The 14,563-nt window shown below is 58.8% G+C and carries 12 protein-coding genes; 4 read left to right on the top strand and 8 right to left on the bottom strand.

What is annotated here, in order from left to right:
• Positions 1 to 18: 18 nt before the first annotated feature.
• Positions 19 to 1,305 (bottom strand): polysaccharide pyruvyl transferase family protein, encoded by a 1,287-nt coding sequence (locus PYTT_RS08160; protein WP_083076569.1) that lies wholly within the window; start codon positions 1,303 to 1,305, stop codon positions 19 to 21.
• Positions 1,306 to 1,482: 177 nt separating this feature from the next.
• Here PYTT_RS08160 and PYTT_RS08155 point away from each other — a divergent pair, with 177 nt between their 5' ends.
• The gene (locus tag PYTT_RS08155; RefSeq protein WP_067774279.1) at positions 1,483 to 2,574 is read left to right on the top strand and encodes a glycosyltransferase family 8 protein; all 1,092 of its coding nucleotides are present in this window, start codon (positions 1,483 to 1,485) and stop codon (positions 2,572 to 2,574) included.
• Positions 2,575 to 2,598: 24 nt separating this feature from the next.
• On the opposite strand, the gene PYTT_RS08150 is transcribed toward PYTT_RS08155, so the two are convergent.
• The 6 genes from PYTT_RS08150 to PYTT_RS08125 form a co-directional block, all read right to left on the bottom strand.
• Positions 2,599 to 3,252 carry a trimeric intracellular cation channel family protein gene (locus PYTT_RS08150; protein WP_172801791.1) on the bottom strand — a complete coding sequence of 218 codons (654 nt, stop codon included), beginning with the start codon at positions 3,250 to 3,252 and terminating at the stop codon, positions 2,599 to 2,601.
• Between the two features lie 30 nt (positions 3,253 to 3,282).
• The gene (locus PYTT_RS08145; RefSeq protein WP_067774285.1) at positions 3,283 to 4,062 is read right to left on the bottom strand and encodes an MBL fold metallo-hydrolase; all 780 of its coding nucleotides are present in this window, start codon (positions 4,060 to 4,062) and stop codon (positions 3,283 to 3,285) included.
• Between the two features lie 54 nt (positions 4,063 to 4,116).
• Entirely contained in the window at positions 4,117 to 5,112 is a 996-nt protein-coding gene (locus PYTT_RS08140; RefSeq protein ID WP_067774288.1) for a dihydroneopterin aldolase, read from the bottom strand.
• Positions 5,113 to 5,131: 19 nt separating this feature from the next.
• Positions 5,132 to 6,112: a hypothetical protein gene (locus PYTT_RS08135; RefSeq protein WP_067774291.1), complete on the bottom strand. Its 981-nt coding sequence runs from the start codon at positions 6,110 to 6,112 to the stop codon at positions 5,132 to 5,134.
• Positions 6,113 to 6,122: 10 nt separating this feature from the next.
• Positions 6,123 to 7,727, bottom strand: a complete 1,605-nt coding sequence (gene nadB / locus PYTT_RS08130; RefSeq protein WP_067774294.1) for an L-aspartate oxidase — start codon at positions 7,725 to 7,727, stop codon at positions 6,123 to 6,125.
• A gap of 119 nt (positions 7,728 to 7,846) precedes the next feature.
• Positions 7,847 to 8,839, bottom strand: a complete 993-nt coding sequence (locus PYTT_RS08125) for a tyrosine recombinase XerC (protein ID WP_281241753.1) — start codon at positions 8,837 to 8,839, stop codon at positions 7,847 to 7,849.
• Between the two features lie 316 nt (positions 8,840 to 9,155).
• On the opposite strand from PYTT_RS08125, the gene PYTT_RS13045 reads away from it, so the two are divergent.
• A complete protein-coding gene (locus PYTT_RS13045; RefSeq protein ID WP_083076574.1) occupies positions 9,156 to 9,770 on the top strand; it encodes a heavy metal-binding domain-containing protein in 615 nt (204 codons plus the stop codon).
• A 457-nt stretch (positions 9,771 to 10,227) separates the two neighbouring features.
• Positions 10,228 to 12,318 carry an alpha-amylase family protein gene (locus tag PYTT_RS08115; protein ID WP_141675753.1) on the top strand — a complete coding sequence of 697 codons (2,091 nt, stop codon included), beginning with the start codon at positions 10,228 to 10,230 and terminating at the stop codon, positions 12,316 to 12,318.
• 33 nt (positions 12,319 to 12,351) lie between these two features.
• Here PYTT_RS08115 and PYTT_RS08110 read toward each other — a convergent pair whose 3' ends face one another.
• Positions 12,352 to 13,935: a sulfatase-like hydrolase/transferase gene (locus PYTT_RS08110; RefSeq protein ID WP_172801790.1), complete on the bottom strand. Its 1,584-nt coding sequence runs from the start codon at positions 13,933 to 13,935 to the stop codon at positions 12,352 to 12,354.
• A 149-nt stretch (positions 13,936 to 14,084) separates the two neighbouring features.
• Here PYTT_RS08110 and PYTT_RS08105 point away from each other — a divergent pair, with 149 nt between their 5' ends.
• Positions 14,085 to 14,543, top strand: coding sequence for a hypothetical protein (locus PYTT_RS08105; protein ID WP_067774304.1), 459 nt, complete (start codon positions 14,085 to 14,087; stop codon positions 14,541 to 14,543).
• Positions 14,544 to 14,563 lie beyond the last annotated feature (20 nt).

Genomic DNA, 14,563 nt, shown 5'->3' with positions numbered 1-14,563 from the left:
AATTCCTCTCCTTCATCATCAGGCAAGACGTTGGGCCAGATCATCCATCGCCTGCTCCACATGCCCGGCCTCCGCGGCAGCGGCTTCGCGAATGCGGGCGCACAAGGCTTCCCTGCGCTCCAGCACGTAATCGGCCTTTTCCATAACCTCGTCAACAATACTCCCGGATGTCCACTTCCCTGAATCATCGGCCACCACCAGCAAATCGCCGCACCCCAGCCCCTCGCCGACGAGCCCCTTATACTTCGGCCCGTATGCCAGCACCACAGCAGGAACCCCCATCTGGTACGAAGACACGGATGCATGCATACGCGACGTAATCACGAACAAACTGTTCCCCAGCACCAGCCGCGCTCGAGTCGGCTTAACCTCCTCATCGATCAGCACCACGCGCTCGCGCTCCGCATCGGACAACATACCGAACACCGTCCGCGCCACCTCCCTCTCCGGCTTGCCTCCGAACACCGAAAACACATGCACCAGAATGCACAGCTTCTTTCCTTCCAGCCTCCGCTCCGCCAGCAGGCGCCGGATCAAGACCACCCATGCCTGCTCGAAATCCTCCACATTCTTCGTATAATAAGAAGCCATGCCGGACATCACCAGAGTCACATACTCCCCGGGAGCCAGCCCGTACCTGCCGGAAACCTCCTTCCACAGCCCCGGTTCGCCCTGCCGCGGCAAAGGCAGCAAAGCCAGATCGGACGACCGCTTCGCCCTCTCCGGAGACATCCCGATCTCCTCCGTCAAATAACGCCATCCGGCCTCATCCCGCGCATAAATCACCGTATTCTGCAACGACCTCATCCTCTCCACATTCCGCGGATTGGAAAACGGAGCCATCGTCTGCCCGACCAGATACAGGCGGGAATGCTTCTCCACCTCCTGAAAAAACTTCAGCAGCGGCACCTCGCCATCCTTGTAATACCCTTCCCAAAGGCCGTCGCCACCCAGAAACACCACATCGCGGTAGCGCGACGCCAGCCGGGCGGGCAGAGCATCCAGAAACCGCCGCAAACCGGGAACGAACGACAGCTTCCTCAGCTTCGTACTCACCTGCAGCCTCCTCTCCAAAGCCAGATAATCCTTCCGCTTGAATACAATACACCCATCCTCCGCACCAAGCTCGCTGCGAAGGGCCGCGACATCCTCCTCCCCGTCGAAATCCGAGGCGAACACATCCAGCCCCGGCCTGCGAAGGCGCAAATGATGCAACAGATTGATCCCCATCATCCCCGTACCGTAATTGTGCAGGGATGAAAAATGAACCAGAAGAACGCCGGATGAACGCAAGGGGGAAATCATACAGAGAGAAAGAAGACCCGCAAGACCTATCACAAAAAAACAGGCGGCTCAAGACAAATAATCCGACCGCATCCTCACCCTGCCGACAAAACACGACATGCCGCTTGATCTCAGTCGGAAAATCTGCTATCAACAGGGCAGCAAGCGCCTTACGGGCGCGCACCTCTCTTGAACTCCATGACCGCTTCCGAAGCCCCCCTGAGCATCGTCTTCTCTGCCGACCGCAACTTCTCCGTGCCGCTCGGCCTCGCCGTACATTCCCTGCTCAAACATGCTGCGCCGGGCCGCCGCTACGACATCCACGTCCTCGACGGCGGAGTCCGCGACGACGTCAAGGACGTCATCGACACATGGAAAAGCAGCCACGACTTCACCATCAGCTACCACGACCTCCGGCAGCAATTCCGCTCCTGCGGCAGCGGCAGCGGCGACTTCACCGCCGCCATGTACTACCGCTTCCTCATCCCCGACCTCCTGCCGGAAACCGTCCACCGCGCCCTCTACGTCGACTCCGACGTCATGTTCCTCCAGGACTGCGGCGAACTCTTCCAAACCGACCTCGACGATTATTGCCTTGGAGCCGTGCAGGACGTCTACCTTGCCAGCCTCGGAGACTCCGTACGGCACAGCCGCATCGTCGAAGACCTCGGCTTCCCCATCGACCACCCCTACTACCTCTCCGGCCAGCTCCTGATGAACCTCGACCGCATGCGCGCCACGCAGGCGGCGGAACGCCTCATCCGCTACGCCGAAACGCACAGCCACCTCTACCGCTTCCCCGATCAGGACATTATGAACATCGTCCTCGAAGGCGAAATCAAAACCATCCCCTACCAATGGTGCATCATGCCCTGCTTTGAAAAGGAAAGCCTCGCAGGCACCTTCCATACCCGCCTCAAACACATCCCCTACGGCGCAGCCGAAATCCTCGAAGCCACCCGCTGCCCGGCTCTCGTCCACTTTGCGGGCGGCAGCAAGCCGGACAGCACCTCCCCGCCTCCCACGCAGCTCGAAGCCACCTTCTTCCGCTACCGGAAAGAAACCCCGTGGACCCAGGAACCGCCCTACACGCCCGGCTACATCAAACACGCCGCACAGGCCGCCAGCAACGACCCCGAACGGGCCAAACGCACCGCCGCCGCCTTGATGCAATGCCTGCGGGCCGTCTACCCCATCCCCGGCGCGCCGAAAACATTCCGCATCCTTCTGAACGCCTACATCCGCATCGCGGCCAAATGGCAACGCATCCGCCGCAACAAAGCGGCCTGAACCGCGCCACGCACGGAAGCTGCGTCACTCGTCGCTCTTCTCAGACGAATCGAACAGAGACTGGTACGAAGGCAGGCTCCACCGCCATGCAATCGCGCCGAACCGCACGATCGACACCAGGAAAAAGCCGATCACGAACGCGTACGTAGACGGCACCTCCCAGTACTTGCAAAACAGAAAACCGATCGACCCGACCAACGCCGCCGTCGCATACAACTCGCCGGGGCGGAACACATACGGCACATTCCCCGTAGCCAGATCGCGCAAAATACCTCCGGCCACCCCCGTACACAACCCCATCAGCACGCAAATCACGGAAGGGAACCCCGCATCGAACGACTTCTGCGTACCGATCATCGTAAACAAAGCCACCGTCAGGGCATCCATCACGCGGATCGTCCCCATCGGAGGCCGCCACTTCCGCACCACGAAAAACACCACAAACGACGTAATCAACGCCACATACAAATACGGCAGCCCGCTCGGCACCGTCCAATAAACCGGAATCGTATTGCCGTACATATCGTGCCCCAGCAGCACATCGCGCACCGTACCGCCCCCCAGGGCGCAAATCGAACCGCACGTCACCACCCCGAACAAATCCATACGTACGCGGGAAGAAGCAATCGACCCTGCCAAGGCTCCTACAAGAACCCCCAGATTCTCACAAATCGTCATGAACTCCATAGCGTGCGCTCCCTTCGATCATCATGGCTCAACCGTAATCCAAGGTAGAACATCCACCGGCGAAGCGCAATACAAATTCGTCGACAAACCGAGTTTTGTCAGCGACTGCATCATCAAAGCCCGCGCCACGCCCGGCTCATTGCACTCCCGGCTCAAATGGGCCAGCACCAAATGGCGCAACCCCTGATGCGCGATCGCCTCCACGAACTCGCACGCCTGCCCGTTCGACAAATGCCCGTGCTGCGAAGCGATACGCTGCTTCAGCGGCCATGGCCGCCGCGTACAGGCCGCCAGAATATCCGGCTCGTAATTCGACTCCAGATACAAAGCCTCCACCCCCGCCAGAAACTCCGGCACATGCTTCTGCACATGCCCCGTATCCGTCAAATACCCCAGACTCACCTCCCCGCAATCGAACCGGAATCCCACCGGATCCACCGCATCGTGCGCCACCCCGAACGGAGTCACCCGCAAATCCCCCAACTCGAACGAATGCCCCGCCTCGAAAAACGAACAGGCCGCATGCGGCGCCTTCTCCCGGATCTCCATCCCCGTATGCCGCGTACAGAACACCCGCACCGGCACCCGTTTTGAAAGCTGGTGCAGCCCCTGAGTATGGTCGGCATGCTCGTGAGTCACCAGCACGGCGGACAAATCCTCAAGCTCAAGCCCCACCTCCGCCAGCCGCCGCTTCAACTGCAACGCACTGATCCCCGCATCCACAAGCACATGCACCCCTCCGGCGCTGATCACCGAAGCATTCCCCGCACTGCTGCTGGCCAGAACAGAAAAACGAATCATCTCCCCGTTACCCTATCACGAAACAACGAAACCCTCAAGAGCTCCCCCGCGCCATCAGCATGCACCGCCGCACACGCACGTCCGCACCGATGTAGACCTCATCTCCGGCAGAATAAACTTATGCACCTCCACCGCCGCGCGCCGCGCGCCGAACTCCTCCACACAGCAGCACGCCAGATCATGCACCAGCGTCTCCACCAGCCGCCGCGGCCTCGCCGCCGCCACCGCCATCAGCCTCTTCGAAAGCGCATCGTAATCCACCGTCCGCGCCAGATCGTCCCCGGCCTCGGCAAAAAACATCGGCGGCACAAGCTCCACATCCGCCGTCAACCGCTGTGGCTCGGCCCGCTCCTCATCCGGCACGCCGATCGAACAAACCAGCTCCAGCCCGTTCAGCCGAATCACATCTTCCTCGCGGGGGACAGACGGAACCTTATCGACAAGAAGCCGTAAAACGCGCAAATCGGGCACCAGCAAATCCGGCTTTGCCTGCACAAGCTGCGCCGCATCGTTATACCCCGTCAACACACCCACGGCCATCACGCCGGCGCAATGAGCCGCCGCCATATCATGCTGCATATCGCCGATAAACGCCGTCTCCTCAGCCCGCAGGCCGTGCTGCGCCATCAGCGAACCGATATAAGCCTCCTTATCCCGCACCCCGGCATGAATCGCCTCGAAAAAATCGAACATCCCCAGCTCCCGGCACTGCTCATCGAACGCCTTCGCATCCACGCTCGTCAACACGAAACAGCGAATCCCCCTCCTCCGGCAAAACAGCATAAACTCCCGCGCATGCGGCAGAATACACACCGGTGTACACGACACCTTGAACCCGTACCTGAAATGATCCTCCACCTCATCGATCGGCACCTCAGGCAGCACCCTCGCATAATAATCCGGATACGGAAGCTGGAACTCCGCACGAAACTCATCCAGAGAAAGAGGCTTGCGCCCATACTGCTCGAATACATGATTGGACGCATCCAGCGTCAACCCCAAATCATCGCACAACGTACCCGACCAATCGAAAATCAAATTCCTGAACATAACAAAACAAACGAAAAAATCACCGAACACGATACGGAGACCAATCCTTCCGATCCATCGGCGCCGGCACCGCCTTCGGAGCCACACGCCCTCCCTTTCCTCTCCTGGCATCCTTCAGCCGCGCATGCTTCAGCTCCTTATTCACGAACGGATTATTCAACCCGTACTTCGCCCACGGCCCTTCCTTCACAAGATGAAAATCCACAAACCGCCAATGCACGCGTGCTGAACCCGAAGGAATCCCCAGAAAATCCCGCACGGCCGGAGAAATATCGATCCCTGCCGCATTATTATTCGCATTCTTCGGCGGCTTCGATCCGAACACATACTCCCAATCATCCGTCGTAAACGGCCCGCAATCCTCCCACTGGGCGAAACAATACCTCCCTTCATAGAAAATCTGCACCCACACCCCCTTGCACACCGAACGACCGGCCCTCTCGAAATCACGCTTGAACCAGGGAATCACCCGCTCCGCCTCCGGCTTATGAGCGGAAGAACCCACACAATCGTTATACGGCAACGCCACATAAAACGGATTCAACCGCGGCACAAACCCCTTCGGACAAAAATCCTCCGTCCGGAACTCCGTATCCGGATGGTCGAAGCCGCCGTAATTCGCCTGCCACAGCTGATCCCACGAACTTTTGTGATTCGGCGTCTTATTACGCGCCGTCGGAGCCTCCCCGATCCAGAACACCGTCGCCGTCACATCGAAATGCCAGGGATACACCCCCACCTTCGCAGGAAACTTCGTCGTCTTCGGATCCGCATAACGCATCTCTTCCCCCTTCCTGCCTCCCGCCGCAAACTTAACTGGAGCATTCGGCGGAGCAAGCCTCCCTCCTTGGGCCGGAGCCGGAACCTCCTTCTCGCCGCTCACCTCCACAGAGCCGGAAGAGCCGCCCCTGATCGACACGCCGCCACCGGACTGCACCGCAGCGCCCCCGCTCCCGGGAACCATCCACAACAACAGAACAGCGGCAACCGTGCGAACCATACCATCAAAACTACCAGCGGTGAATCGTCGTCGGAACGGCACTCGGCCCCCGTTCCGGGGCATCCATCGTATAATGCAGCCCCCTGCTCTCATTGCGCCGGATCGCGCAATCCACAATCAGCTCCGCAACCGTCACCAGATTGCGCAACTCAAGAATCTCGGGAGTCACGCAATACCCCCAGTAAAACTCCTTCACCTCGCGGCTCAGAATCCGCAGGCGAGTTGCCGCACGCTGCAAACGGTGATTCGACCGCACGATCGACACATAATCCCACATCAGACGGCGAATCTCATCCCAATTATGGTAAATAATCGCCAAATCATCGGGAGGCACCGCCTCCCCGCTATGCCACTCGGGAATGGGATACGACTCCGCCGGATGCGCCAAAGGAAGCTTCACCAACATCGTACGCAACGCACGGCGCGCAATCACCACGCACTCCAGCAGGGAATTCGAAGCAAGGCGATTCGCCCCGTGCAGCCCCGTACAGCCCACCTCTCCGGCGGCGAAAAGCCCGCGCATCGACGACTGCCCATTCGTATCCGTCGCCACACCACCGCACTGGTAATGCGCCGCCGGCACCACCGGAATCGGCTGCGTCGAAGGATCGATCCCGTAGGAACGGCACGTCTCGTCGATCAGCGGAAACCGCTCCGCCATATATCCGGCGGGCTTGTGCGTAATATCCACATACACGCACGGATTCCCCGTCCTCTTGATCTCCGAATCGATCGCTCGCGCCACAATGTCGCGCGGAGCCAGAGAACCCCGGCGATCATACTTGTGCATGAACTCCTTCCCATCCGCACCGATCAGCACACCGCCCTCGCCACGCACCGCCTCGGAAATCAGAAACGTCTGACCCGCGCGATCATCCGCCCGCTTATTGTAAAAACACGTCGGATGAAACTGGACAAACTCCATATTGGAAATCGTCGCCCCGGCGCGCCAGGCCATCGCCACACCGTCCCCCGTCGCCGTATCCGGATTCGTCGTAAACAAATACACGCGGCCCGCGCCCCCCGTCGCCAGCAGCACGCGATCACTGCGGAAAATCTCCACCTTCCCCGTCCCCTTCACCAGCACATACGCCCCCAGCACCCGATCCTCCGTCACCAGCCCCAACTTCGCCGTCGTAATCAAATCGATCGCCACATGACCTTCCAGCAGCGTAATCCGTGGATTATCCCGCACAGCCTGAAGCAGCTTCGAACTGATCTCCAGCCCCGTCGTATCCTTCGCATGCAGAATGCGCCGCTGCGAATGCCCCCCCTCGCGGCCCAGCTCGAACCCGGCCGGCTCCTCCGCATCCGCATCGAAATCCACCCCCCAGTGCAGCAACTCGTCAATCGCCGCCGGAGCCTCCTCCACAATCGTCCGCACCGCCTGCTCTACGCAAAGCCCAGCGCCGGCATCCAGCGTATCCGCCACATGCGACTCGAAAGAATCCTCGGCGGACATCACCGCCGCAATCCCGCCCTGCGCCTTCGCCGAACTCGAATCCAGCGCCTCCCCCTTCGTCAAAACCGTCACATTCCCATACTCCGCTGCACGCAAAGCAAAACTCAAACCGGCAACACCACTGCCGATCACTAAAAAATCAGTCGTAAACATGATAACCTCTGCGGAACTCTACCATAAAAAAACGCCAACGTCACGCACAATTGACCCGACCTGCCGAGGAAACACGCGGAACCCTCCGCCCTGCTCCGGTCCGACCTCCTCCCACCACTTCAAGCCCGGGGATGCGCTGCCTCATACACCTCCTTCAGCCGGGCCCGCGTCACATGCATATACACCTGAGTCGTCGAAAGAGACGCATGCCCGAGCAACTCCTGCACCGCCCGCAAATCCGCCCCCGCCTCCAGCAAATGAGTCGCGAACGAATGCCGCAGCTTATGAGGAGAAATATGAAAAGGCACATCCGAAAACCTCAAATACTTATCCAGCATCTGCTCGATACTCCTCCCCGTCATCCTCCTCCGCAGCCTCGAAATAAACAGCGGCCCATCCTCCGGCAAACCCGCCATCTCCACATACTCCCGCACCGCCTTCACCGCCGCACGCCCCACCGGCACCAGCCGCACCTTCCGCCCCTTCCCCTTGATACGCAAACACTCCACATCCCCTCGGAACGCCCCCGCATCGAGTGCAGCCAGCTCGCTCAACCGCAAACCGCAGGAATAAAAAAGCTCCAGAATAGCCGCATCGCGAAACGGCAGCCAAACCGGCATCCTCTTATCAAGCTTCACCTTGAACGGCACCTCCAGCAACCCCAGCATCTGCTCCACATTCAAAAACACAGGCAGCGGCTTGCCCGCCTTCGGCAAGGCCACCTCAGCCAAAGGATTCACGCCCAAACCCTCCCGCTTCATCAAAAACCCGTAAAAACACCTCAGTGCGGCAAACCGCTGACGAATCGACGAAGCCGCCAGCTCCTCCTTCAACAACACAAAAAGCCACTCGCGAAACACATCCGCGCTGCAAGCATGCCAACCCTCGAACCGATCGCCCATCCACCCCCGGAACGCCTCCAGACTCCGCCTGTACGAAGCCGTCGTATGAGGAGAAGCCTGGCGCTCCGCCGTCAAAAACACAAAAAAACGCTCCATCGCATCCATATCGACACTCGGCCCAACAGCCGACAATGCTACCTTAACCTCAAACCTCCCCCGCGTAAAGCCGCAAACCGGGCATGCCCCCTTCACCACCACAGCCACAACCACGGCAGCACGGCAACAGGCCACCCTACCAACACCCATCCCAGCAACACACCCGCAAACATCGAACTCGCCATCACCTTTCCGTTGCCATCGCCCTCTCCATAACAACGGTCATCCGGTTCCGGCTCCATGGAAAAAACCTTCCATCCTCGTCTTTCTATTATTCGCCATCGACTGGATTCGAGAGCAGGCGCAGCACGTCAGGCCGTGAAAGGTCCAGTCATCCGGCGAGTAGCACGTCTGAAGATACGCACATTTCAAGAACAACTGCCGCGTTTTCGCTTGACTCAAATGCTGCGGCCATTTAGTGTCACGGCACATGCAAACCTACTACTACTATGATGGTGCCCGCCAAATGGGCCCCTATACGCTTCCGCTTTTCCATGCCCTTGTGCAGCAGGGAACCATCAACGCGAAAACGCCGGTCTGCCGCGAAGGCGCGACCGAGTGGACGACTTGGGAAGCCCTGTCCGCCGAGCTTGAACCGGCTCCTCGGCACTCTTCTCCGGTGCCGCCGCCTCCCGCGCCGCCTGCCCCTCCCTCCGTACCGCATGATGCACCTTCCGTCCCCCGGCCTCCGTCGGTACCAGCCGGCATTCCGGCCACGCCCGGCAGGCAATTCCCCGTCACAACCACGGAGTCGCTTCCACAGGGTGAGATCTCTGCGGTCTTAGGAATCGTTTCCGGCAGTATCGTGAAGACGCGCCATGTGGGCAAACACATGATCGCTGGGTTGAAGTCGCTTCTCGGCGGCGAGCTGGACGAGTACACACGACTCGAGGAGGAAGCGAAGGCGCAAGCCCTACAGCGTATGACGGATCGCGCCCGCGCCATAGGTGCTGACGCCGTGGTTGGCATGCGGTTCATGAGTGCGGATATTTTCGATAGCGTGACGGAAGTATGCGCCTACGGTACCGCCGTGCGCATCGACTGATTTCGTCGCCCGGATTGCAGAAGGTCAATCCAGCGGGCGGGATCATCCTTCCAGATACCCTACCGCACCTGCCGGACGCGTTCGTCCTGAACAAGCCGCCGCACCTGTGCGGAACGCGGCCAGCGTCCCCACCAGATCCGCGTGCAACAAAGCCTCGCAGGATTCATCCACCTCCATCCTCCGAACATCCGCCGCGCCGTTAACCGTCGCGTAAATCTCGTGCCACCACTACGGCATATAAAGGTGCACCGCCATCTGCATCGAGCACTGTTGTTGAAAAACTGTCCATGTCTTCCAGCATAAAGCATCTGCTCCTTGCCTTTCTCGAACATTCAGGAACACTTTCACCCCCCCTTCCCCTCGAAATCAGGAAACCAAACAACCCGCAATCACATTAGATGAAAGAATACTTCTCATTTTCGCTTATACTATAAATAATCTGATGAAAATACGCCATATGAAAATATCGCTCCTCATATTCTCCGCGCTTCTTGGAGCAACCGTACTCTCGGCTTCCGGCATCACCTATCCGGACGGCCAGCTAGGTACAGCCGAAACAATGGCGGCACAAAACGAATTCCATTTGGGCAACAGCACCCTGCATGCTTCGTATGTGTTCAACGATGGGGCCCTGCACCTTACGGAAGTTTCCTCCGGCCAGCATAAAATCGTGTCGAACAGCGACGACCTTTTCACCCTGCGATTGAAAAACGGCCGTACGATCCGCAGTTCGGAAATGAAAACGACGACTCCAATATTTTCCGACCTGCCAGCCGACCCGCAATCCGCCAAGGCAGCCCTGCGCCACCCCGGCAAGGCGCTGTCCGCCACGATGACATCGCCGGACGGTAACCTGAGCATCCAGTGGCGCGCCATCCTGAGAGACGGTTCCTCCTACCTGCGGCATGAGCTTGCCATCAGCGCCGGGAAGCCGACAGAAATCGCCGAAATCACCGCATTGCACTGCATGTCCGCAGATGGACAATCGCTTTCCGTACCCGGCAACACGCGCGGTTCCCTCGTCATCGGGAAAAATGCGTTCTTCGCACTGGAAACGCCGGCAGCTCTGAACGCATTCCGCAAAACCGATCGAGGAACGGCCGTGGAGGGTAAATGGATACGCCGCGCAACACTTCAACCGGGACAAAAATGGGAAATCTCGTCCGTCATCGGGTTGCTTGCCCCCGGTCAGGAACGCCGGTCCTTCCTTGCCTACTTCGAGCGTGAACGGGCCGTTCCGCACCGCGCATTCGTGCATTACAACTCATGGTACGAACTCAACATCTTCCGCAACGACGACATGGACCCCATGAAACGCTTGACGGAAGAACAAACCGTCGAAGTACTGAACGCATGGCACGACAAATTCTACCGGAAGAGAGGCATCAACCTCGACGCCTTCGTCTGGGATGACGGCTGGGACGACTTCAACAGCCTGTGGGACTTCCATGGCGGATTCCCGAACGGCTTCCGCAAAACAGACGAACTGGCACGCCGCCAGCAGGCAGGCATAGGCGTATGGCTCGGCCCCGTCGGAGGATACTACGCATCCAAGGCGGCCAGAATCAAAAACTGGAACGACAAGCACCCCGGAAACAGAATCAACAATTTCGAACTTGCCAACAAGGAATATTTCGACGCATTCAGCGGGCGATGCCTCCAAATGGTCAAGGACTACGACATGCGCTACTTCAAGTTCGACGGCATCAGCACCAACCCCAGCGCCAAGGAACCGGCACCCGGCCGCGAAGAGGATGTGGAAGGCATCCTCGAACTGACCAAGGTTCTGCGGGCGCAAAAGCCCGATCTTTTCATCAACTGCACGGTCGGCACATGGGCTTCGCCGTTTTGGTACATGTATGCAGATTCCATCTGGCGGCAAGGCGGCGACCATGGACAGGCCGGAGAAGGCAACGCGCGGGAAAAATGGATCACCTACCGCGACAGCGTCGTTTACAATGCCTTCGTTCGAAACTCCCCGCTCTGCCCCATCAATTCCATCATGACCCACGGCCTTATGCTCTCCGAACGTGGGGCTCCCAAAAGCATGCCCAACGACATCGAAAGCATCAAACACGAAATGCGCTGCGCCTTCGGCTGCGGTTCGGGCATTCAGGAACTATACATCGACCACGCCCTGATGACCTCGCTCGGAAAAGATGAAATCCTCTGGGATGAACTCGCCCGGACCATCCGATGGTACCGGAGCAATATCGGCATCTTTGCCGACATCCACTGGGTGGGAGGCAACCCCTGGGACGGCGAGAAAAAGACGGGAAACATCTACGGATGGGCCGCCTGGACTCCGGAAAAAAGCACGCTGACGCTGCGCAACTCCTCCAAGGAGCCCCAATCATACACAGCCACATTGAGAGAGATCATGGACATCCCTGCCACTGTCCACGGCAAACTTCGGCTCGACAATGCCTATGGCGACCAACGGCCGCTCGACGGCATCACCGGGAAAGCCATCGACATAGACACCCCCGTCACATGGAAGATGGAGCCCTTCGAGGTCTTCGTCTGGAACGGCCAACCGGCCCGGTAAACAGCCTTCCCCAGAAAACACGCACAGCCCCCGTCATTCCTTGTCCCGGCGGGGGCTGCCTACTTCCTTCGAGAAAACGGCACGCAGGCGGGCCAGCGCTTCCGGCTTTTCGGCGGACAAATCCCGGCGCTCACCCGCATCTGCATTCAAATCGAACAGCAGCTCCTTGCCCTTCTCTTTGATCAGCTTCCATCCGTCCTGTGTGACCACCATCTTGTTCACGACCACATAGGGCCGCGGAGCCAGATTGCCCCCATCCAGCAAAGGAGCATACGATACGGCATCCTTGCCTTCCGGCAACGGAACCCCGGCCAGATCGGCGAAAGCTGCCATGTGATCGTAATTCGCAATCAGCGCATCGCTGCTGCTTCCCGCACGCACGCGCCCCGGCGCCCAAACGATCATCGGCACGCGCAGGCCTCCTTCGCGATCGCTCCACTTCAGATTGGCGAAATCCACCATCGACCTGCCCTTGCCTACCGTCCCCCGGTTGCCGCGAAAGACATCGTAAATCTTTCCTGTACCGTCGATCACGCCGCCATGGTAATTGTTCGCATGCCCCAGAGCCTTGTTCTGGCGGTAATACAATTCATGGCCGTTATCCGAGGCGAAAACGATCACCGTATCCTCCTCCAATCCGAGTTCCTTGACTTTCTCGACAATACTGCCGACCTGATCGTCAAGATACTGCACCATGGCCGCATACTCTTCCGCTGCGTCGATCTCCGGTTCAGGGATTCCGGCGGCACGCCCGGCCTTCCGCACGGCAGCCATATCCATACTCTTCAAATAGGCCGGTGGCACATCGACCGGGCCGTGGGGCAAATTCGTCGAAAAGAAAATGAACATCGGCTGCGTCCGGTGCCGCTGCATGAAATCCAGCGTCTCCTCCAGCAGCACGTCCGGAGCGTAGACCGCCTTGCCCGCACGGTTGCCGCGCCGCTTCTTCGTCGTCTCCGGCGTATAGCGCTCCTGCGTCTTGCCCGCATCGGCCAACGTATTGCCCTCCAGAATCAAAGGTTTTCCATTCTTCCAAAGATAGGGAGGATAGAAACCGTGCGCACGCACATGATCCATATACCCCACATATTCATCCCAGCCGTGCCGCTTCAATTCCGACGGACTCGCCATGAAACCCCAATCCAGCTTGCCGAACTGTCCTGTCACATACCCCGCTTTCTTCATCAACTCCGGCAGGAAAACCTCGTTCGCTCCCGGTTTGATGGCGCGGGCGGCTTCCACATTCTCATCCAGCATGGACAGCGCAACACCCTTCCTGTCCATCTCGATCTCCATACCTCCGGGAGTCTGCGTATAGGAGCGTGAATGGCTATCGTGCACCCCCATCAGCAGGCTCGCCCGTGCCGGACAACAGTACGGACTGCTGTAAACGCGGGTAAACAGCATACCCTGATTCGCCAGACGATCGATATGGGGCGTCTTCAGCACCTCCTGCCCGTAGCAGCCGAGGCATCCCATCCCGAGATCGTCCGCATAAATCAGAATGATATTCGGTTGCCGGTCCTTGGCCCCTCGGGAAGAGCTGAAGGAACTCGGTTGCGCCGCCAGGGACGGCAGGCCGATCAACAAACAAAAAAGAAGACAACAAATATGCATGAATGATATACGTACATCAAATCGAAAAAATGTCAAACTTTCAATCCGGGTACCGTGCCCGGCAACGTCATGCATGCATTGCGTCAGCATGGGCGAAGGCCGCATTATATCATCGACAGTAACAGGCAGCCATGCTATCATGATTGCTGATGCACAAAATCCCCCTTTCCCACCTGCATGGCAAGGAGAAGCTGCGCCAATGGCTGAAAACCATGGGACGCATTTCCCTGTGGGGATATTTGGCTCTCACGGGCATTTTGGCCATCGGCATCGTACTCTCCAACTACCTGCACGAGCGGCAAACCTTCGAACAGCTCGTGCCGGAACCTCTGGAAAACCTGCCTCTCTACCAGAGCGAAGCCGCCGTCCACGAAATTCTTGCCAAACTTCCCGGATGTTCCATTCTGGGCAGCACGACCAAAAACGCCGTCATCCGCACCTACGACATGAAAATGGCGAAGGGAGGCAAAACCCGCATCTCCATCTTCTTCGATGAAACGGGCCGAGCCCTATCCTACGAAATACAGGGCTTGCCTGCCGAAACGAGCTACGTCAAAAACCGCGGTACCGCCGACCAGTGGGAACCCGCCGCCCTGAATCCGGAATAAGAAAAGCGACGGCAGCCCGA

Origin of the sequence: Neoakkermansia glycaniphila (genome assembly GCF_900097105.1) — a bacterium.
Taxonomy (GTDB): Bacteria; Verrucomicrobiota; Verrucomicrobiia; order Verrucomicrobiales; family Akkermansiaceae; genus Akkermansia; species Akkermansia glycaniphila.
This window is presented reverse-complemented; position numbering and strand designations above follow the sequence as displayed.